The organism is Aeromonas aquatilis (genome assembly GCF_054052405.1).
Genome location: NZ_JBSTYP010000018.1, coordinates 66400 through 86486, shown reverse-complemented (window position 1 = coordinate 86486; position 20087 = coordinate 66400). Strand labels below are relative to the sequence as shown.

16 protein-coding genes are annotated in these 20087 nt (G+C 53.2%); 4 read left to right on the top strand and 12 right to left on the bottom strand.

Annotation, left to right across the window (positions count from 1 at the left end; all coding sequences use genetic code 11):
• Positions 1-336 precede the first annotated feature (336 nt).
• Together ACW5W8_RS09280 and ACW5W8_RS09275 are read right to left on the bottom strand one after the other, a co-directional pair.
• Positions 337-1656 (bottom strand): type II toxin-antitoxin system HipA family toxin, encoded by a 1320-nt coding sequence (locus ACW5W8_RS09280; protein WP_498627496.1) that lies wholly within the window; start codon positions 1654-1656, stop codon positions 337-339.
• Positions 1656-1910, bottom strand: a complete 255-nt coding sequence (locus ACW5W8_RS09275) for a helix-turn-helix domain-containing protein (protein ID WP_042047685.1) — start codon at positions 1908-1910, stop codon at positions 1656-1658. The genes ACW5W8_RS09280 and ACW5W8_RS09275 overlap by 1 nt, the downstream gene beginning before the upstream one ends.
• A gap of 538 nt (positions 1911-2448) precedes the next feature.
• Between ACW5W8_RS09275 and ACW5W8_RS09270 the strand changes: the two genes are divergently transcribed.
• Positions 2449-3072 carry a recombinase family protein gene (locus ACW5W8_RS09270; RefSeq protein ID WP_042878565.1) on the top strand — a complete coding sequence of 208 codons (624 nt, stop codon included), beginning with the start codon at positions 2449-2451 and terminating at the stop codon, positions 3070-3072.
• Between the two features lie 561 nt (positions 3073-3633).
• On the opposite strand, the gene ACW5W8_RS09265 is transcribed toward ACW5W8_RS09270, so the two are convergent.
• From ACW5W8_RS09265 to ACW5W8_RS09235, 7 genes are read right to left on the bottom strand one after another with little or no spacing between them, the layout of a single operon-like run.
• Positions 3634-4365: a M48 family metallopeptidase gene (locus tag ACW5W8_RS09265; protein ID WP_498627494.1), complete on the bottom strand. Its 732-nt coding sequence runs from the start codon at positions 4363-4365 to the stop codon at positions 3634-3636.
• A gap of 24 nt (positions 4366-4389) precedes the next feature.
• The gene (locus ACW5W8_RS09260; RefSeq protein WP_498627492.1) at positions 4390-7674 is read right to left on the bottom strand and encodes a type I restriction endonuclease subunit R; all 3285 of its coding nucleotides are present in this window, start codon (positions 7672-7674) and stop codon (positions 4390-4392) included.
• Positions 7671-8690 (bottom strand): virulence RhuM family protein, encoded by a 1020-nt coding sequence (locus tag ACW5W8_RS09255; RefSeq protein WP_042047690.1) that lies wholly within the window; start codon positions 8688-8690, stop codon positions 7671-7673. Before ACW5W8_RS09255 ends, ACW5W8_RS09260 begins: the two co-directional genes overlap by 4 nt.
• A 13-nt stretch (positions 8691-8703) precedes the next feature.
• A complete protein-coding gene (locus ACW5W8_RS09250) occupies positions 8704-9402 on the bottom strand; it encodes a UPF0149 family protein (RefSeq protein ID WP_498627491.1) in 699 nt (232 codons plus the stop codon).
• Positions 9399-10616: a restriction endonuclease subunit S gene (locus ACW5W8_RS09245; RefSeq protein ID WP_498627489.1), complete on the bottom strand. Its 1218-nt coding sequence runs from the start codon at positions 10614-10616 to the stop codon at positions 9399-9401. The genes ACW5W8_RS09250 and ACW5W8_RS09245 overlap by 4 nt, the downstream gene beginning before the upstream one ends.
• Positions 10606-12132 carry a type I restriction-modification system subunit M gene (locus ACW5W8_RS09240; protein ID WP_498627488.1) on the bottom strand — a complete coding sequence of 509 codons (1527 nt, stop codon included), beginning with the start codon at positions 12130-12132 and terminating at the stop codon, positions 10606-10608. Before ACW5W8_RS09240 ends, ACW5W8_RS09245 begins: the two co-directional genes overlap by 11 nt.
• Positions 12122-12724 carry a restriction endonuclease subunit S domain-containing protein gene (locus tag ACW5W8_RS09235; protein ID WP_498627487.1) on the bottom strand — a complete coding sequence of 201 codons (603 nt, stop codon included), beginning with the start codon at positions 12722-12724 and terminating at the stop codon, positions 12122-12124. Before ACW5W8_RS09235 ends, ACW5W8_RS09240 begins: the two co-directional genes overlap by 11 nt.
• Positions 12725-13417: 693 nt before the next feature.
• Here ACW5W8_RS09235 and ACW5W8_RS09230 point away from each other — a divergent pair.
• From ACW5W8_RS09230 to repC, 3 genes are read left to right on the top strand one after another with little or no spacing between them, the layout of a single operon-like run.
• Entirely contained in the window at positions 13418-13753 is a 336-nt protein-coding gene (locus tag ACW5W8_RS09230) for a helix-turn-helix domain-containing protein (RefSeq protein ID WP_247823707.1), read from the top strand.
• Positions 13740-14612, top strand: coding sequence for a helicase RepA family protein (locus tag ACW5W8_RS09225; protein WP_498627500.1), 873 nt, complete (start codon positions 13740-13742; stop codon positions 14610-14612). Before ACW5W8_RS09230 ends, ACW5W8_RS09225 begins: the two co-directional genes overlap by 14 nt.
• 46 nt (positions 14613-14658) lie before the next feature.
• A complete protein-coding gene (gene repC / locus ACW5W8_RS09220) occupies positions 14659-15438 on the top strand; it encodes a replication protein C, IncQ-type (RefSeq protein WP_233270752.1) in 780 nt (259 codons plus the stop codon).
• A 237-nt stretch (positions 15439-15675) separates the two neighbouring features.
• Here repC and ACW5W8_RS09215 read toward each other — a convergent pair whose 3' ends face one another.
• From ACW5W8_RS09215 to yidC, 3 genes are all read right to left on the bottom strand, one after another.
• Complete coding sequence (locus ACW5W8_RS09215) at positions 15676-16815, bottom strand: site-specific integrase (RefSeq protein ID WP_101345822.1); 1140 nt, start codon at positions 16813-16815, stop codon at positions 15676-15678.
• A gap of 162 nt (positions 16816-16977) precedes the next feature.
• Positions 16978-18339, bottom strand: coding sequence for a tRNA uridine-5-carboxymethylaminomethyl(34) synthesis GTPase MnmE (mnmE, locus tag ACW5W8_RS09210; RefSeq protein ID WP_498627486.1), 1362 nt, complete (start codon positions 18337-18339; stop codon positions 16978-16980).
• 99 nt (positions 18340-18438) lie between these two features.
• Positions 18439-20085, bottom strand: coding sequence for a membrane protein insertase YidC (gene yidC, locus ACW5W8_RS09205; RefSeq protein ID WP_439996888.1), 1647 nt, complete (start codon positions 20083-20085; stop codon positions 18439-18441).
• Positions 20086-20087 lie beyond the last annotated feature (2 nt).

The following is a 20087-nucleotide window of genomic DNA, read 5'->3' as shown; positions in this document are numbered from 1 at the left end:
TGCTGGAGCGTTACGGGAGGGGCGTGAATATCAAAGCATGTTTGCATGAGGCGCTGGGGCACCCCATGCAACACGTAATTGGGACATAGCCAATAAAAAGCCCGGGATGAACCCGGGCTTTTTGTTGTGTGCCGAACCGGCTTACTTGCCGATGCAGAATGTAAAGAGTTCTTTCCCTTCAATAGGTTAGTGACTTATCGGGGGCGAGTCGGGGTAAAACTAACCAAATCAACACATTGAGAGGTAGATCACAGTTACTGTCCTTCTCGTGCAAGTTTCCGAGGTGGCCCACCCTCAACTGTGCAGCGATCTCACATATGGCAATGGTACGGCGCTTTAATCCCAGCCCGTGGTCAGCCTTGCTGAACGGGCCTTTAGACCCTCTAAAATGGTGTTGCTGATGGCTGAAGGGAAGCTTGCTGGCAACTGCAGTGTCACGCGTTCAATAACGGCATCAACGGTACCAGCCAATTCCGTCATGATACCTTCCATGGCTGCGCGTTCAAATCCCACTGCTTTGGCTGTGTGGAAGAAGTGGCGTGGGAATATCTGCTCGATGGCGTACTTCTTACCTTTATTGCCTTTCAGGCCCATGGCTAGCTTGGCATCCCTACGGTTAAGGCTCTTTCCACCAAGTACCGGGTAGATAGACAATATGTCGTAGAAAGGTGTCAGGCGAAAACGCCCTTCTGGTTCGATAAAGACCGAAAAGTTCTTTGCATGACCATCAGTGGCTGCCAGCAGCCAGAACAGCACCTGAGATTTCATGAACAGGTAGCGATCCTGTTCTGGTGTTGCAGAGCCCAGCAGGATTGTCATGATCTCAGTGATCCCCGGGCCTCCATGGCTCTCGTACTTTCGTGCTGACGGAACATTCAATACCTGACAGAAATCTTCTTGGGGAAGGCGCATGATCCAACTGCGATCGGCAGCGTAACGCCTGTCGAAGCGTTCCACTGCCAGTGCTTTGACCTGGCCAACCTGCATCATGAAGCAGTGAGGTACGGGTAGATCAAACTCCTTGGCTATCAGAGTGCAGAGATATTCGTTTTCTACGCTCTGGGAGAGGTCTATCGAGTAGGAGTGGCTTTCAATCTTGCCGATAGGGAGTTTGATAATGTGGGTTGTCGGCGTTGCGTTGAGTGGCAAGTACCAGCGGCCATCGAGATAGAGCAGCGCAGTCTTTTCTTGCGCCCCGGCGATAGAGATCCGGAACTCCTCTTGCTCCCTGACCATCCCCAAAGGGATTCCTGATTTGTAGCTGGTCAGGATCTGCTCGAGCTCGTCATCGGAAAGGGCCTTGTAGTCGATTCGCCTGACATCTGGAACATCGTGCCCTTCGGTAACCAGCTGTAATGCCCCTACACTATCCTGGCCAATGCAACTAAGCAGATCGAAGGGCTGGGTTGATGCCGCTTGATAGCGTGCTACAACCCTGTTTCTCACCTCCGTATTATCTGGCAGCAGGTTGTCGAAGAAGTTATAGGCTTCATCGCCCCGGTAGGGCTGATGGCGCAATGGCATGGAGAGTGAGATGGGACGGCTGCCCGGTTGTGCTAGCCATGACCCATGGTACTGAAACTGATGGGCACCGCTGGTAGTTTTGGTGAATGTGCCCACCCGATAGCCGTTCATGTAGACAGCCAGATTGGCCATTACCACTCCTCCTTCCAGCCTGACGCAGGGCTATCGGATGACTCATTGCGGGGTTTGATGTCCAGTGACAACTCGAGTGCCGCGAGGATCTTGAACAGGGTCTCCAGCTTGGTGGACTCAGGGTTGAGCTCGAAGCTGGAGACTGTGTCTTGCCTAATCCCTACTTTCTCGGCCACTTTGCCTTGAGAGAGCTTTTGAGAAAGCCTGGCATCCTTGATACAGGCGCTCAGCTGCTTGGCGCTGGTTACTTTCATGATTCGACAACCTGGTAGCGTGCCTTCTTCCAATTTACACGCTATGGCAGGTATATCAATATTTACCTGTTATAGAGGGTAAGTATCATTTACACGCCATAGGCGGTATTTAACTTTTATCCCCTATAGCGGGTAAGAGAACGGCAGACGGGGAGATTACCAAGCCATGGGGTAAAGAACTGCCGCGCTGCGCTTGGCTGCTGGCTTGTTCGGTGAGTCGAAAAGATGACTCACCTCAAAGCCCAGCTTCTGTAGATTTCCTCCTTTGGCATCCCATTCAGCAGATCAGGAATAGTGAGCAACGTCGCTTAAATACTCAAATACAACTCAAAAGCGACTTTGTGATGACGGATCACACTTAAAGTTTGTGCTGTCAGATCAAAAGGCTATCGAAAGGTTGTATTTCGATCGCCATGTGATGGTTCTAAAAAGGTATACCCCATAAAAACCACCCAATACCCTCTCGAAAACCATATTGAAACCACTTATATTGAACCAATAATTAGGAACCACTTTAAACAGACTGATGGGGTTTTCAATGTTCATACGGGCGTATTTACGTGCATCGACTGTGGAACAGGATGCTGAGCGGGCACGAGAGCTGCTGATTGGTTTTGCTGCTGAGCATGGCCATCAGATTGCCAGTTTCTATGTAGAGAATGAGTCGGGGGCGACGCTGGACAGGCCTGAGCTTATGAGGCTGATCCGCGACGCTGCAGATCGTGACATTGTGCTGGTAGAGCAGATTGATCGTCTGGCCCGTCTCAATCAGACGGATTGGCAAACATTGAAGCAGTTGCTAGCTCAGAAACAGCTCTCCATCGTTTCTCCGGAGCTTCCGACTTCCTGGGTGGCGTTACAGGGGGACAGCCGCTCCGAGTTCACCAGCGCCATCTTGCAGGCTGTAAATGGCATGCTGCTGGATATGCTGGCAGCCGTCGCTCGCAAAGACTACGAAGATCGCCGACGCAGGCAACAGCAGGGTATTGCCAAGGCCAGGGATGAGGGGAAATATCGCGGTCGCCAGAAAGATGAAAAGAAGCGTCAGCACATCGCACAGTTGTTGAGCACCGGACACAGCTACTCGGTGATCCAGGAAATGTTGGGCTGCTCCCGCCATCTGATTTCGTGCGTGGCAAAAGAGGTCCGTTCAGCAAAATAGCGGGTCATTTATCCGAGGCATCCATGTGACGCTTCTCGATATACAGCCATGCAGCAAAGGCGCCAAACCCTATCAGGAATGAAAACAGGAGGATCAGGATGACGATGCTGTTCATGGTGATGGCCTCAGGTGTAGCGGATAAAGGATGCAATCAGGTGATCGTGTGACCAAACTCCATATCACCATGGACTCCGCTCAGGTAAAAATCAACAACTAACTGAAAGTATTGAACTTTGTACGTTAGTGACAAACATGGCGGTGTGGAATCTCGCAGGATGTGGGGCCATGAAATGAGCCTTGTCATTCTCAACCAATTCCTATCCAGTTTCTTTCCACATAACTATCTATCTGGAAAAGTGGCGCGAATTTTCCACATAGTGGAATGCCAGTTCAGAACGAGTTATGTGGAATTCTGCTCGAAGACTTCCTATCTATCTGGAAACTTCGGGCCGTTTTTCTCTCTGGAAAATTGGTCATCTTGTTTGAAGGGATGATGGATCTTGGTGTGCTGGAATTTATGGGGGCGGATTCCTATCTATCTGGAATTTTGCCCCTCATATTTCAGGATGTCAGCAGTCGGTGGGCCATCCCGTCGAGCAGCTGTTTGGTCTTCTCCCAGGTCGGCATCACCTGACTGAGCAAGCGCCAGAATCGCTCGCTGTGGTTGTGCTCGGCAAGGTGGCAAAGCTCGTGGAGGATGACGTAATCAATGCACTCTCTGGGGGCTTTTACCAAATGAGGATTGAGAGTGATCCGGCCATTGGGTGAGCAGCTTCCCCATTGGGTTTGCATATTCAGCAGGCGTAGAGGAGGGCGATCCACAACCCACAAGGCTTGTTCCAGCATGGCATCGAGACGTTTGGCGAAAAGCTCTCTGGCGCGGGTTCTATACCACTGGGTCAGTTGAGCCTTCACTGTCTCGGGTCCTGGCTGCCTGACGGATACCTCCAGCTTGCCTCGCAGCAGTTTGACCCCTTGCACACTGCTTGGTGCAACGATGACCTTGAGCAAGTATTGCTTGCCAAGATAAAGGTGACTCTCGCCACTGACATAACGGCGTGGCGTCACATGTTCCAACTGCTGACGAAAGTCACGCAACTGTTCGTAGATCCAGCGGGCACGTTTTTTTACCGCCGCAAGCACCTCTTCATCTGGCGTTTGCGGCGGGGCCATCACTTCAACCCGGCAGTCAGGATGTACCTTGATCAGCAGTTTGCCTGCCTGGGGTCTGGTGAGCCGTTCGAACCGGATGAGCTCGCCGCCATAGGAAAAGTGCTGGAGCCTATTGGCCATGTTGCCGGAGGTACTCATCTGCAGTTACATCCCACTGTGACCAACTCGGGTAATCTGCACGACCATTTCCACCATGCGTTTGGCTTGATCCATGCCACAGCCGATGGCCTTGCACTCGGTGAACAGCAATGGCAGCAGCTTCTTGCGAATATCGGCCTCAATATTTTGCGGGTTGATAGAGTGTTCGGCGACCGAGGCATCAACCAACCGGTCGATCTCGAAAGCGAGTTTGACCCACTTTTCTTCAACCTGATCATCCTGGCAGTCAAACAGTTGTGGAAGGTTCTTTTTGAATACACCGAAGTAGGCCTGAGCATGGCGGTTAGTGCCAAACGCATCAGGTATATCGTTCAGGCGGCGTTCCTGTACCTGCTCTTCAAACTCGCGGAAGAGCATGTACTGCTTGAGAGGGTGATCAAACAGTTTTTCCGCCTCTTCAATTGCGAGGCGCAACAAGGTTGAGAAAGACTCCTGAGCATAAGGGTCATCCCTGAGCTCCTGCTCAATCATCCGCGTGACGCGAGTCTTGATGATATCAGTCTCGTTGCGGGTCTTCTCTTTGCTCCACTCTTCCGGCGGTTTTTGCAGTCCCATCTTGCCAACTTCATACACACCACCGGGCTCTTTGACCTCGACACCAACCACATGCTTGTCGAGCAGCTTTTTCACCTGCTGGGCATACTCGTCGTAGTCGACTCGTTCGCCTGCATCCTGTTGCACGGTTTGCCGCAGGCTGGAGAACTGTTGCAGCGTCTCTTTGTAATGGCGGCGATCCGCTTCGGTAAAGGCGGTGTCCTCGAAGAACGAGGCCGACTGTAGAGCTACTTTCAGGCAACTGGCAAAGCGGGAGAGTGCCTCATAGAAGTCTTCACGCACCTTGAGATGCACATCTACCAGCTCTCCCTCTACCTCTTCCATTCGGGGTACCAGCACCTGGCGCAGTTGCTCTATGTCCTGCTTGTTCTTTACCCCGGAAAAGATGTTCCACAGGTCCTTGTAGAGCTGTGGCAGGCGCTTGTATTCAGAGCTCATCTGGTTGTAGAGGCCGGCGATGTCGTCAAGGTCGTAGCCGCCCTGAGTACGTGAGGCGAGATCCTGATACTTGGCGATAGTGGTATCTAGCTCCGAGAGAATGCCGCGGTAGTCGATGAGCAGGCCAAACTCTTTGTCCGGGTGTAACCGGTTAACCCGGGCGATGGCCTGGATCAGGTTGTGTTCCTTCAAGGGTTTGTCGATGTAAAGCACCGTATTCTTGGGCTCATCGAAACCGGTCAGTAACTTGTCTACCACGATCAAGAGCTTGAGCGGATCATCCTTGTCGGCGAAGCGTTCGATAATCTGCTTGGTGTAGAGCTGCTCATCCTGGCTACCCACGTTATCTTTCCACCACTGCACGACCAGAGGGAGGGTAGATTCATCGACATCGGTATTGCCCTCCCGGCTATCGGGGGAGCTGATAACAATGGCGGATTCGAACAATCCAACCTCATCGAGATATTGCTTGTACTTGATGGCGGAAGATTTGCTGTCGCAGGCGAGCTGACCTTTCAGCCCTTCCGGAATGTTTTTGTCGAAGTGTTCGGCTATGTCGCGAGCGATAAGCTGGAGCCGGTCATCGGCTTTGTAGAGCTCACCCTTGCGTGTGTATTTGCGCTTCAGGTCAGCCTTTTGCTCCTCGGTCAGGTTGGTGGCGATGCGGTTAAAACCGGCATCAATCGCCCTGTCGTTCACATCGAGATCCGGGATGCGTTCTTCATAGAGCAGGGGGGTGACCGCCTTGTCCTCAACGGCTCGCTGCATGGTGTAAGCATGCAGGATGGGGCCAAACTTGTTGGTCGTCTTGTCGTTTTTCAGTAGCGGGGTGCCGGTAAAGGCCACAAAGGCGGCATTGGGTAGGGCCAGTTGCATGCGAATGTTGTTTTCGCCCCCTTGGCTACGGTGCCCCTCATCAATCAGCACGATGAGGTCCGGGCTCTTGTTGACGCACTCAGGTAATTTGGTGGCAGTGTTGAACTTCTGGATCAGCGAGAAAATGATGCGCTCGGTACCCTTGCCAATTTGCTCGGCCAGTCTCTTGCCCGAGGTGGCCATCGCCGCGTCCTTGTCCTTCTTGCCAGCCAGTTCACCACTGGATGAGAAGGTCTTGCTGAGCTGGCTTTCGAGATCCACCCGGTCAGTCACGACAATGATGCGGCAGGCTTTCAGTGCATGATGCAAGATCATCGCCTTGCTCAGGAAGACCATGGTGAACGACTTGCCTGATCCTGTGGTGTGCCAGATCACCCCGCCTTGGCGGCCGCCATCAGGGCACTTGTGGCTGATCCGCTCGATCAGTTGCTTGATGCCGAATACCTGCTGATAGCGGGCCACTATCTTGCCGGCTTTCTTGTCAAACAGGGTAAACAGACGGGTCATCTCCAGCAGCCGATCAGGTGACAGCAGGCTGATAAGCAGCCGATCCTGGTCCGTCACCGCCAACTCGCCGGCGGCCAATAGGGTCTGGTACCAATCCAGTGTGGCCGGTGGGCGATGATCAAACAGTGTCGAGAGGGTATCTTGGGGAATCGGCCGATTCTTGATCTCGGCCATCTGCGCATCGCTTATGTCCTCTTCACGCCAGGCTGCCCAGAATTTTTCCGGTGTGCCGCAGGTGCCATAGCGTCCTTCGATTCCGCTGATGGAGAGCAGCAACTGGCTATAGGCAAACAACAACGGGATCTCACCGTGTAGCTGGTTGCGAATAGTCTGGGAGATCCCTTCTTTGACGGTTGGCCCCTTCTTGGCGTTGCTATCCGGGCGTTTCGCCTCGATCACCGCCAATGGCAGGCCATTGACGAAGCAGACGATATCGGGGCGACGAGACTCTATGCCACTGGCTCGGGTGACATGAAACTCTTCGGTAAAGGTGAAGCGGTTATTGTGCGGGTGATGCCAGTCGATCAGGGCAATGGTCGGGCTCACCTTCTTGCCGTCAATGAATTCGGTGACCGACATGCCGTAGCGCAAATGGTTATAGATCCGTTCATTGGCGGTCATCAGCCCTTCGTTAAGCGCTGGATTACACAGCTCACTCACCAGATTGTCGACCGACTTGGCCGAAAGCGGATACCTCTTGCCAGCATACACAAAGCCGCGTTTGCTCAGCTCCTCGCGCAGAATCTGGCTCAGCACGACCTGGTCATATTTATTGTTACGGGCCACCAGTGCCTGCTTGGGGGGCAGAAAAGTCCAGCCCTGCTGGGTCAGCAGGGTCAGGGCCGGGATCTTGGCACTGTACTCTTCCTGGAATTTTGGCGCGGGGTGAGTCATGGCCTGTCCTTGTGTTGCTTGCTCATACGCTCGGCGAGCTGTTCCAACTCACGCAGTTCTTTTTGATCTTCGGCTATGGCTTCTTGCTGCTTGCGCTGACGGTCAAATGCTTCGTATCGCTCATAGGCGATTTGTTCCATCTGCTTGCGGCTGACCTGACCGGCATTAGCCAGCAGCGGTTGCTCATTGAAGGTCATAAACTTGTCGAGGTAGTCACGCCACTCTTTGATTCGCAGGTGCTGTCTGCTTTTGGCCCGGAACTCGGCAAAGTCGAAGAACATGCTGACCAGCCTATTCAACTGCTCTAGCTCCTCTCCCTGCAGGTAGTTTTTAGCTATGACGACATCGGCCTTACGTACCCGTTTCCCGGCAAAACTGCGGAGATTCATATTGGGTTGCCCCGGGTCGGCGCGCAGAACGATCAGCTCGGCGGCGGTGTGGCCCGTGACGGCATAAAACAGCTTGTTTTGTACCTCGGCAAACAGCAACTGGGTCTCTTGCTCGCTGGCTCGATAATCTTCTGCCAAGGTGAACAGGTCACGAACCTTCTGATAGAAGCGCTTCTCCGATGAACGTATGTCGCGGATGCGCTCGAGCAGCTCATCGAAGTAATCCCACTTGGGATCCTTAAGGCGCTCATCATCCATGGCGAACCCCTTGGTGAGGTATTCACCAAGTGTCCGTGTAGCCCATTGGCGGAATTGGGTGCCTCTAGTCGAGCGTACCCGATAGCCGATAGCGACGATCATCGGCAGGGCATAGAGTTGCAGCCGCCGCCTGACTTGACGCGCCCCCTCAGTTTTAACTGTCAAGTCTTCCTTGACGGTTAGATTTTGAACAAGCTCACCCTCATCCAGAATGTTCTGAACATGCAAACTGATATTTTGTTTGGTGGTCTGATAGAGCTCGGCGATCTCCTGCTGGGTTAGCCATACCTGACCCCCTAGCTCACGTAGTACAAGTTGGGACTCGCCATCGTCGGTGGTATAGAGGATCAGATCATTGCTGCTATTCATCCCGGGCTCCTGGTTAATGCAAACAGCACTGCTTGAACTTCTTGCCGCTGCCACAGGGGCAGGGGTCATTGCGCCCGATCTTGGGGGCCGCTCTAACCGGCAGGGTTACTGGAGTGAGTGCTGGTGCGGCTATCGGCGCTGTGCTTGGCCCCCGTTGGGCCAGAAAATGGGCGTGCAGCCGCAAGGCGGCGGGGCCCACCTCCGCCACGCTCTGTTGATGCTCCGGTAGCGACAGGCTGGCAAGCAGCGGCAGTTGGTCATCGCTGCCATGCAGGCGGATCACCTCAAGCCAGGTATCCAGCTCTTCTGGCAGCGCAGGCCAGTTTCCCAGCGTCATGCCACGCAGATAGCCAAAGCACCACTCCTCGGCGTTGCAGATCTCCTGCCCTTCGACATAGTTGGCCATCAGCACCGGGATAAAGTGATCAGGCTGATAACAGAGGGTATGGGCCAGAATATTCATATGGCCGAGGATCAAATCCAGCGCCCGTTTCATCTCCCGCTCGGAAGACCACTCAGCGGGCGTACCACCCCAGAGTACTGGCCACCACTGGCTCGGCGGTACCAACTCGGGGCCGGAGAGCACGGCAGTCAGAAAGCCATCGAGCGCCGACAGACTCAGCATCGAATCGTCGTTGCCATATTCCATCAACCGCTGCTCCAGCCACTCAACTTCGGCCTCGGTCATGGGGTGAATGGTCACTTTTTTCATGCAGCCGCCTCCACCTTGACCCGCCGCTTGCCGGTCAGCAGTTGTTGCATCAGCGCCTTTTTCTCCTGCTTTAAGGCGTCGAGTTTATGTTGCAGAACAGAGATTTCCTGATCGGCGGTGGAGAGAACTGCGGCTATTTTCACTTGTTCGCCAAAGTCAGGAACTCTGATTATTAGTTGCTTTATGTCATCGCTGTTGATCGATTCAAACGTACTTCCTTGAGAAAGGGAACACCATCTTTTCTCAAACCAAAGAAGCCATTGATAGATAAAGTCCTGATCAAATTTGCGTTTAGCTTTTATCGCAGCAATCCCTCTGCCAATACAGGCTTTATGCTCCGATATAGCAACTGTTCCGACTGGAGCACGAACACTTAGTAAGATGTCACCAATTGCACATTCTTTAGTGATTTCAGAAGTAAATATTCTAGGCGCAGATTTTCGATTCTTGACGTCAGCATTACCCTGAAGCAGAGGAAGACCGACACCATCTTCGTTATATGCCTCTGATTTAGGGGATGAGCCCATGATAATTATCGCTATATCGGATAAATTATAAGGTTTCCACTCTCCACTAAACCTCATTCCATTGCTATCCAGCAAGCGTTTTTTACCGGTGAGCAGTTGTTGCATCAGCGACTTTTTCTGCTGCTGGCTGTTGGCCAGCAGCAGCTCGTTGGAGGTAATTGCCTTGTCCCAGGTTGAGAGGATTTGTGCGATTTTATTTTGTTCTTGTACTGGTGGAACAAGTAGTGGAATTTTTTCAAGCGAGGCTTTATTTAGTTTGTATCTACTAGCACCCTGACGACTAAGAAAACTAAAAATATCACGATGCATAAAATAGTAATAAAACCATTCTCTAGTGGCTTTATTGGTGCCTTCGATAATATGGGCGTGATTATTTACAGTACACTTCCCATCCACTAACTGGGTCATAGGCTGGGATTCGTACTTCAAAAAATGGTCGCCATCTTCTCCAATGAGGGCATAGCTTCCATCTTGTTCAAAAGTGCTTATGTAGCCTTGGATTTTTGTTGGGCCGTAATATGGATATATCCCTGGGTTTTTTTCTCGCTCATCCTCGTTAATTGGCTTTCTCAAGTTGTTTTTAATAGAGAAAGTTTTTCCTACATAGTTAAATGCCCACTCGTTAGGTACAATTTTTACCCGTGCCTGCATAAGCTCAAGTTGAGAATAGCTTCCATTATGCACCATATCCCAACTCCTCCAGATACTTGGCCATCTCTGTTTCCAGTTCGGTCAGTTGGGCCTTAAGCTGTTCCCGCTCGGCACGCACCGCCAGCAGATCGATCTCGGCCTCCTCCTCGAAGGTATCCACATAGCGGGGGATATTGAGGTTGTAGTCGTTCTCCTTGATCTCTTTACGTGAGGCAAGATAGGCGTATTTATCGACATTGCCGCCGTTGCGGTAGGTGGCAACGATTTTGGCGATATTCTCCGGGCTCAGCACGTTCTGGTTCTTGCCCGGCTTGAAGTCTCGGCTGGCATCGATAAACAACACATTGTCGTCCACCTTCTCCTTTTTGAAGATCAGGATGGCGGCGGGGATGCCGGTGCCATAGAACAGCTTCTCTGGCAAACCGATCACCGCATCGAGCAGGTTTTCATCGATCAGCTGCTGGCGAATTTTCCCTTCGCTCGAACCCCGGAATAGCACGCCATGGGGCACCACAACCCCCATACGTCCCGTTTTTGGCTTCAAGGTTTCGATCATATGGAGAATAAAGGCGTAATCCCCCTTGGTTTTGGGCGGGATACCGCGCTTGAAGCGACCGAATTTATCGTGTTCGGCCTCGTCATGACCCCATTTGTCGAGTGAGAACGGCGGGTTGGCCGTCACGATATCGAAGTGCATAAGGTCGCCGTTTTTATCCAGCAGCTTGGGGTTGCGGATGGTATCGCCCCACTCGATTTTGTGGTTGTCTTCCCCGTGCAGGAACATGTTCATCTTGGCCAGCGACCAAGTGGAACCGATGGCTTCCTGTCCGTAGAGGGCGTAACGCTTCTGGCCACGGTTTTTTTGTGCCACTTTGCGGCCACATTTCATTAAGAGCGACCCAGAACCACATGCAGGATCGCAGATGGTATCGCCAAGCTGCGGGTCTAGCAGTTCGGCCATCAGATCAGAAACCTCGGGTGGGGTGTAATACTCGCCAGCCTTCTGGCCGCTGTTGGCGGCAAACTTGCCGATCAGGTACTCGTAGGCGTTGCCAATCACGTCGAGGTTGCCGACCCGGCTTGGCCGCAGATCGAGAGCTGGATTTGCAAACACCTCCAGCAGGTCTCGCAGTATGGTGTTTTTCTGCTTCTCTTCGCCGAGGCGATCGCTGTTGAAGCTGATGTCTTGGAACACGCTCTTGTTGCCATCTTTGAGCTTGGTGCCGTTGGCTTCTTCCAGTGCGTGCAGAGCCTGATCGATCCGCTCGCCGTTTCCTGGCTCGTAACGTCGTTCATAGAGGGTGTAGAAGCTGGATTGTTTGGGCAGCACAAAGCGTTCGCTCTTTATCATCTCCTCGATAAGTTCGGGAGCGTCCTTGTAGTCATTCTTGTAGCTGTCGTAGTGATCCTGCCAGACATCAGAGATGTACTTCAGGAACAGCATGGTGAGGATGAAGTCTTTGTAGGTGTCGGCGCTGATGGTGCCTCGGAATGTATCACAAACACTCCAAAGAATATTGTTTACGGCATCCTGATTTATTTTATTGTTCATATCTGAATTTATCCTGTTGGATGTTATTACAAATTTTATTGAATAGTGTATCACCATTCTCTATGAGTTTTTTGTATGTGTATTTTTGTTGTAGCCAAGTTTGATTGATATTGGCTATTCTCTCTTGGTCCATTCTGCTAGGCAGCTCTATTGGCATGTCACCAATTATTTTTGCTGATATTTTATTTATATTGGTTCCTTCACTAACCTCGGAGAAGTAGCGTTGCCCTATGTTGGAATTAATATACCAGAGAAGAAAATGAGGCGATACTTCGAGCCTGTCGCATATAATGACAGCGGTTTGATTTGTTGTAACAACTGGTAAGTCGGACACCGATTCAAATATAGCAGCAGAAAACACAGGTCCCCTGAGTCTGAGTAAAATGTTACCATAAGACAAGGAGTGATGTGATATATGTATTTCAGGTTGCACTTTTATTAAGTTATTTAGATCGATTTTATCATCTGGAGTTATATCTTTTGTTTGTATGAGGTAACAGGACCCGGTGAGAAAGTCTTCTTTGATAGCAGATTTAAAAGCCATGCCGAGTCTTATTTCGGCAATGTCACTCAGTTTTATGGTTTTTCTCATGTTTATCATAAAAAGGGGATTACTCCCCCTTTCCCTCATTAGAGGTTATGGTGACGACTTGTCTTATGTTGGTATCACCCATATTAATAGAGAGATCGTATTCTATGGAGTGATAAGGCATCTGTTTCAAGATGACCATCAGAAATAGGTTGATGATGATCGTGCGTGGAATGCGGTTGGTGGCATTCTGTTTGGAATTTTGATAACATTTATCCGGCATTGGGCTCACCTTATTCATTGGGGTCTGGGTCTAGTATCGAGAGGCGGTGGAAGCACCAACTTAGCACCGCCTCTTCAACTCAAGTTGTACTGCTCTACTACGATTGAAAGTATCCTATCTTTACCCCACCAATGCAAGTAGTACAAGCGTACTAGTTTGTTCTGTTTGTACAAAGAAACATTAAGTTATTGATTTTTATAGTTTTTATAAATTTCTCTTATGCAGGAATTTCCATTGTGTGCGGACAAAACTATGTTGGCTTTCTTTGGCGCTCACCTTGGGTGTCAAGTTAGCAGCCGTTGTCAGTTGCTATTCTGGTAAACCTTCTGTCAGGACCTCCGCCAAAATTTCACATGTGAAATTTTTCCCGAAAGCGCTGTAAGTGCCCAAAACGGGCACTTACAGCGCTCTGGATTTCGTTAGGTCCTCGGTACGCTTTGCATGTTGATGTTTGTTACAGGGAGATCATCTGCATGCGTGAGCAAAATCCGTCAGTTTACAGCGATCCTAACGGGTCAATTCTGAAAGAGCTTTATGAGCTGAAACGGCTGGTGATCCAGCAAGGACAGGGGCAGAAGGAGGTGATTTCTGCCGAGGAGTGTGCCGAGTTGCTGGGAGTATCGGTTAGCTATGTATATCGACTGACCAGTGAAAAGCGTCTGCCGCATTACAAGCCACAAGGCAAAAAGATCTACTTTAAGCGAGCCGAGCTGCTCGATTGGCTGCTCTCCCACCGTATTTCACCGGACGCCGAGCTCACTGAGCATGTGACCAAGCGTGTACGGCAAGCTAGTCATGGGCGGTTGTGAGGCTGTTATGGAGCGAGATCTCATAGCATCTCACAGGCCCCAGGATCTCCGGTCGGCTTTTGCTGAACCTCCGAACCCCCTCGATTTTGTCCTCCCGGGGCTGCCTGTTGGCTGCGTTGGTGCTTTGGTGTCGCCGGGAGGTGTGGGCAAATCGATGTTGGCATTGCAACTGGCAATGCAGATATCCGGTGGGCCGGATTGGATTGGGCTTGGCAATCTGGGCAGGGGGGCTGTGCTCTACCTGCCTGCCGAGGATCCTTGGCCTGTACTGCACCAGCGCTTGTTTGCCTTGGGCGGATATCTTGACGCTGAACTTCGTGCCAACGTTGAACGAGACCTTCGTCTTATACCGCTGCTGGGATCCAGTCCGAATGTGCTGGATAGCTATTGGTGGGAAGCGATTGCCCTTTGGGCTGAAGGGGTGAGGTTGATTGTCATCGATACTTTGAGGCGCTTCCACGATGCCGACGAGAACGCGGCCTGTGCCATGACACAGGTGCTGGGTCAGTTGGAACGGCTGGCCATGGGGCTGGGATGCGCTGTGTTGTTTGTACACCACACCAGCAAATCCGCAGTATTCCAAGAAGCTGGCGATCTGCAGCAGGCAAGCCGAGGTTCGTCAGTTCTGGTGGACAACATCCGCTGGCAGGCCTATCTCGCCACTATGACCAAGAAAGAGGCGCAGCAGCTGGGCGTATCGGCAGAGCTGAGCCAACTTTACGTGCGCTTTGGAGTAAGCAAAAGTAATTATGGGCAGCCACTACCGGAGCGCTGGTTGGTGCGGGGGGAAGGTGGCGTGCTGCACCCCGTCAGGTTGGACGTAACACGCCGGGCTGGAGGCAAACGTGCCTTGCTTTGAACTAACTCATGCTCGGCACGACCATATGCACTGTCTGGCCCCAGGATTGTTCAGAGCCATCGCTCCTGGTCAGCGCCGTCGAGACAAACTGGCGGTGATTTACCGTTTGGATAACGGTAATCAGATTGAGTTTTCTGGGCCAGAACCCTTGGGGGCCGACGATTTGCGCGTACTTCAAGGGTTGGTTGCCCTAGCTGGGCTTGAATCACAAGGCGGCAAGATTGAGCCTGTTGCGAGTGGTGAAACCGGAGAGATATTACGAGAACTACTTCAGCTTCGTGGGATTGCCAACCAGCAGGATGTCTTGGTGGTCAAAAGCAGCTTGCGCAAACTGGCCAAGGAGATTGGTTACGCCAACCCTCGTGACACCAACACGGTGCGCCGCAGTGTCGAGCGGTTGTGGAAGGTGTCGGTAATAGCACAGGTGGCAGGCCTGCGTAGCGGTTTTCGTCTGCTGGCGAACTATGCCAGCGATGCCCTGACCGATGGGCTCTTTGTGGCGCTTAATCCTTTGCTGACCAATGCCGTGTTGGGGAATGGCCGATATACCTATATCGATCTGGCTGAGGTACGGCAACTGCGTAGTAGCACTGCTCGGATATTGCATCAGCGGCTTTGCGCCTGGATTGATTGTGGCCGCAGCAAGCCAGTAGGTTTAGATAAACTGGTCTCTTACGCTTTTCCTGATAAGTCCAGCGCGGCCACCGACCGAAAGCGGCAATCGCGAGTCCGCAAGGCACTGGATGAACTGGCTGAACTGGGTTGGTCAATCAGTGAACATGCCAAGGGGCGGTTCACCATAGGTCGGCCTGCGCTATCACGATAATGGTCACGGACTATCACGAAAGTGGTCACAAAGTTCACGATATTGGTCACAGGCCTAATCAGTCAAACCCAAGTGTTACTTGGGCTGCAGGCCGATCCTGAGATCCGATCTATATTATCTAAGATAATCTAGGCCAGCGTATGGTTGCGCTGGCCTGTTTGTTGGCTCTTCCCTAACTGGCTAAGCTGTTTCGATCAATTCAGGTCAAGATCTCGTCGAGGCTTTGTCTCATCATGATCACAACAATACGTTGGGAAAATCGAGCATGGCGTCCCTGCGTCGTGATTCAAGGATGTCGGCGTAGATCTCGGTGGTTCTCAGCTCACTGTGGCCCAACAAGCGGGAGAGCGCATAGATATCGACGCCACGGTTAAGCTGGATGACGGCGAAGGTATGACGCGCGCTGTGGAAGGTTACCTTCTTGGTTATACCCGCCTGCAACGCCCACCGGGTGAGCTCCATGTTGTGCCAAGCCGAGTACTTGAGGCCCTTGAAGATCCGCTCTGTTGCCTTGCCTGGGCGCCCCATCAGCTGCATCGCCATGTCATTCAAATCCAGGTATTGCAGGCCGCTGGTCTTTTTCTGGGTGAAGACGATACGGTAATGGCCATAGAAGGGCTCCAGCTCGGCCCAGGTCAGCTTGTGAATGTCGGACCAACGCAAGCCAGTGCAACAAGAGAACAGAAAGGCACGCTTAAGAACGTCATAGCGGCACTCAGCCTGGGCCATGGCCCGAACCTCATCTTCGGTCAGATAAACCCGCTTGTTCTTCTCCCCCTGGATAGCTTTGACACGGCGTACCGGATTATCCGGCAGCAGCCGATCCTGCTCTGCCTGGTTCAAGGCTGCTCTCAACTTGTTGAAGTAGGCACTCTGGGTGTTGCGGCTGAGTGGTGTGCCGCTTTTGGTGCGGGCCTTGTGCATCAGGTAATGCCGAAACCCCTCCAGGAACAGCTGATCTACTTCCTCAAAAGTCAGCTCCGGCAGCTTATGGTACTGGCGTAAATGCTTGAGGGCTGATATCCAGATGGAATGGTTGCTCTTGCTGCCTGCCGCTTTTTGGTCAGTAACCTCTTGGAAGTACTCGAAGAAGCTGGCCTTGTAGGCGTTCGAGAAATCCAGATGGTGTTTACCTGTCTCGTACTCGAAGAGCCGCTTGGCGCGGATGGCTTCGGCTGCTCGCTGGGTTTCTTTGTTGTGGAGCCGCTGTGCTGGGGTTCGCGGCTTGTCGTACAGGAAGAGATCCAGGGGCTCTCTGCTGCGTTTGTGCTTGCGGATGCCCGTGGTTGGGTCAAGGTAGGAGCCGGCGTAATAGGTTAAGCGCAGAGCGCGCTTGCCTTCGGCGTCCGGTTCGCGGAATTCGATGCTGATCTTCATAAGTGTCCCCCGAAAGTACCCCGAGAGGTTACTTCGGGGTACTCTCGGGGTAAATTCTCACGAAACAAGATCAGGCAAGAATAGCCAGTAAAAAACAAAGTCCAATATTTACAATGCCTTATGTTCTCACTGGCTGCTTTTTATTGCTGATTTTTCACCACATTACTTGCCGATGCAGAAGCTGGAGAAGATGCGGCCCAGCAGATCGTCGGAGCTGAATTCGCCGGTGATCTCGGAGAGGGACTCCTGTGCGAGGCGCAGCTCTTCGGCTACCAGTTCGCCAGCCACGAACACTTCCAGCTGCTCTTTGGCCACCAGCAGGCGCTCGGCGGCGCGCTCCAGCGCATCCAGATGGCGGCGGCGGGCCATAAAGCCCCCTTCGGTGTTGCCCTGGAAGCCCATGCAGGCTTTCAGGTGCTCGCGCAGGGCGGGCAGCCCCAGCTCGGTCTTGGCGGAGATGCGGTAGACGGCGTGGCCCTGCTCCTGACTCGGTGCCAAATCCTCGCCGGTCAGGTCTGCCTTGTTGCGAATGACGGTTAGGCCGATATTTTTTGGCAACCGATCAACAAATTCCGGCCAGATCTCCCGCGGGTCAACCGCGTCTGTGGTGGTGCCATCCACCATAAACAGCACCCGATCGGCCTGTTCAATCTCGGCCCAGGCGCGCTCGATACCGATCTGCTCCACCTTGTCCTGAGTGTCGCGCAGACCGGCGGTGTCGATGATGTGCAGCGGCATGCCATCGAGATGGATATGCTCGCGCAGCACGTCGCGGGTGGTACCGGCAATCTCGGTGACGATGGCTGACTCACGGCCTGCCAGAGCGTTGAGCAGGCTCGATTTGCCGGCGTTGGGACGACCGGCGATCACCACCTTCATCCCTTCCCGCAGCAGAGCGCCCTGTTTGGCTTCCCCGCGCACGTCGTCCAGCTCGGACATGATGCTGTAGAGGTCGCCCGCCACCTTGCCGTCGGAGAGGAAGTCGATCTCCTCGTCCGGGAAGTCGATGGCGGCTTCCACATAGATGCGTAGCCGGATCAGGCTCTCCACCAGTTGCTGGATTTTGCTGGAGAACTGCCCCTGCAGGGAGTGCATGGCGCTGCGGGCGGCCTGTTCGCTGGAGGCTTCGATAAGGTCAGCGATAGCTTCGGCCTGGGCCAGATCCAGCTTGTCGTTGATGAAGGCGCGCTCGCTGAACTCGCCGGGGCGGGCAGGGCGGATGCCGTCGATTTGCAGAATGCGGCGGATCAGCATGTCCATGATGACGGGGCCGCCGTGGCCCTGCAGCTCCAGCACATCCTCGCCGGTGAAGCTGTTGGGGGCTTTGAACAGCAGGGCGATGCCCTGATCCAGTACCTGGCCTTGCTCATCCTTGAACGGCAGATATTCGGCGTAGCGCACCCGCGGGAGCTTGCCGAGCACTATCCCGGCGACCTGTTCGGCGGCGGGGCCGGAGACCCGGACTATGCCAACGCCACCACGGCCTGGCGCGGTGGCCTGGGCCACGATCGTATCTGTTGTCATCTTGCTTGGCTCGTTTGTTCGCTGATAGGAAAACGTAGTGGGAGACATTGTAATAAAAAAGGCGGCCCGAAGGCCGCCTCTTTTGTCATCACGGGAAGATTAGCTGCGTGAATGCAGTCCTTTCTTCTCCAGCTGACGATAGATGATGGTCTGCTGGATGATGGAGATGACGTTGCTCACCAGCCAGTAGAGAGTCAGGCCAGCCGGGAACCATAGGAACATGAAAGTGAAGATGATCGGCATGAACTGCATCACTTTCTGCTGCATCGGGTCGGTTACGGTGGTCGGGCTCATCTTCTGCAGATACCACATGGAGGCACCCATGAGGATTGGCAGCACGAAGAAGGGGTCCTTCACTGACAGGTCAGTGATCCACAGGGCAAACGGCGCGTGACGCAGTTCGACGGACTCCATCAGTGCCCAGTAAAGGGCGATGAAGATCGGCATTTGAACCAGGATCGGCAGGCAGCCACCCAGCGGGTTGACCTTCTCTTTCTTGTACAGCTCCATCATGCCCTGAGACATCTTCTGGCGGTCGTCGCCGAAGCGCTCGCGCAGGGCCGCAATCTTGGGTTGCAGCATGCGCATCTTGGCCATGGAGGTGTACTGGGCCTTGGTCAGCGGGAACATGATGCCGCGCACCAGCAGGGTCAGCATGATGATGGCCAGACCCCAGTTCTGGACGAAACCGTGGAACACGGTCAGCAGCCAGTGCAGCGGTTGGGCGATGAACCACAGCCAGCCGTAGTCGACGGTCAGGTCGAGGTGGTTAGCCACCTTGGCCATCTGGTCTTGCAGCTTGGGACCGACCCACAGTTTGCTGGTCACTTCGGCCTGTTGGCCGGCGGCCACGTCTACCAGCGGTGCTTTGTAACCGATGATGGCCTGGCCTTTACCAGGGATCACGCGGCTGTAGAAGCTGTTGGTATCGTCGGCATTCGGTGCCCAGGCAGAGACGAAGTAGTGTTGCAGCATGGCGACCCAACCACCCTTGGTGGTCTTGTTCAGGTCGGCATCCTTCATCTCGTCGAAGGTGTACTTCTTGTAGCGAGTCTCTTCGCTGGAGAAGGCACCACCACGGTAAGCGCTGGCTACCATGGCATGACCTTCCTGATCCTTCGGCGTTGCTACAGTCTGCTTCAGCTGACCATAGAACTGCACCTGAACCGGCTCGGCAGATTTGTTGTCGATCTTGTAATCAACGCCAACGGCATAGTCGCCACGCTTGAGGATGAACTCCTTGGTGAAGACCACGCCCTTGCTGTCGGTCCAGGTCATCGGAACGACGACTTGATCCTGACCATCGGCCAGCTGATAGCTGGTCTGGGCGGCTTCATAGGTAGGACGACCTTCGGCCTGACTGTCCGGACCGTTGCGACCCACCAGACCGCTCTGGGCGATATAGAGGTGCTCAGGCTGGCTGGTCAGCAGCACGAACGGTTGGTCCTTGCCCTCTTCCAGTTTGTGAGACAGCAGTTCGGCAGACACGACGTCACCACCCTGGGTATCCAGGGTCAGCTTGAGCACGTCAGAGGAGACGGTGATCAGCTTGCGTGCGGCAGTCGCGTTGGCTTGCTCGGAAACCTGAGGAATATCACCGGTCTGACCGGCTTCAGGTACGAAATGTTCGGTTTGGGCCACGGTAGTCGGGGCCGGCTTCGGAGCCTTGTCGGACTCCCACTGTTGCCAGAGCAGAAAGCTCACGAACAGCAAACCGATCAGGAGTAGATTGCGTTGTGATTCCATAG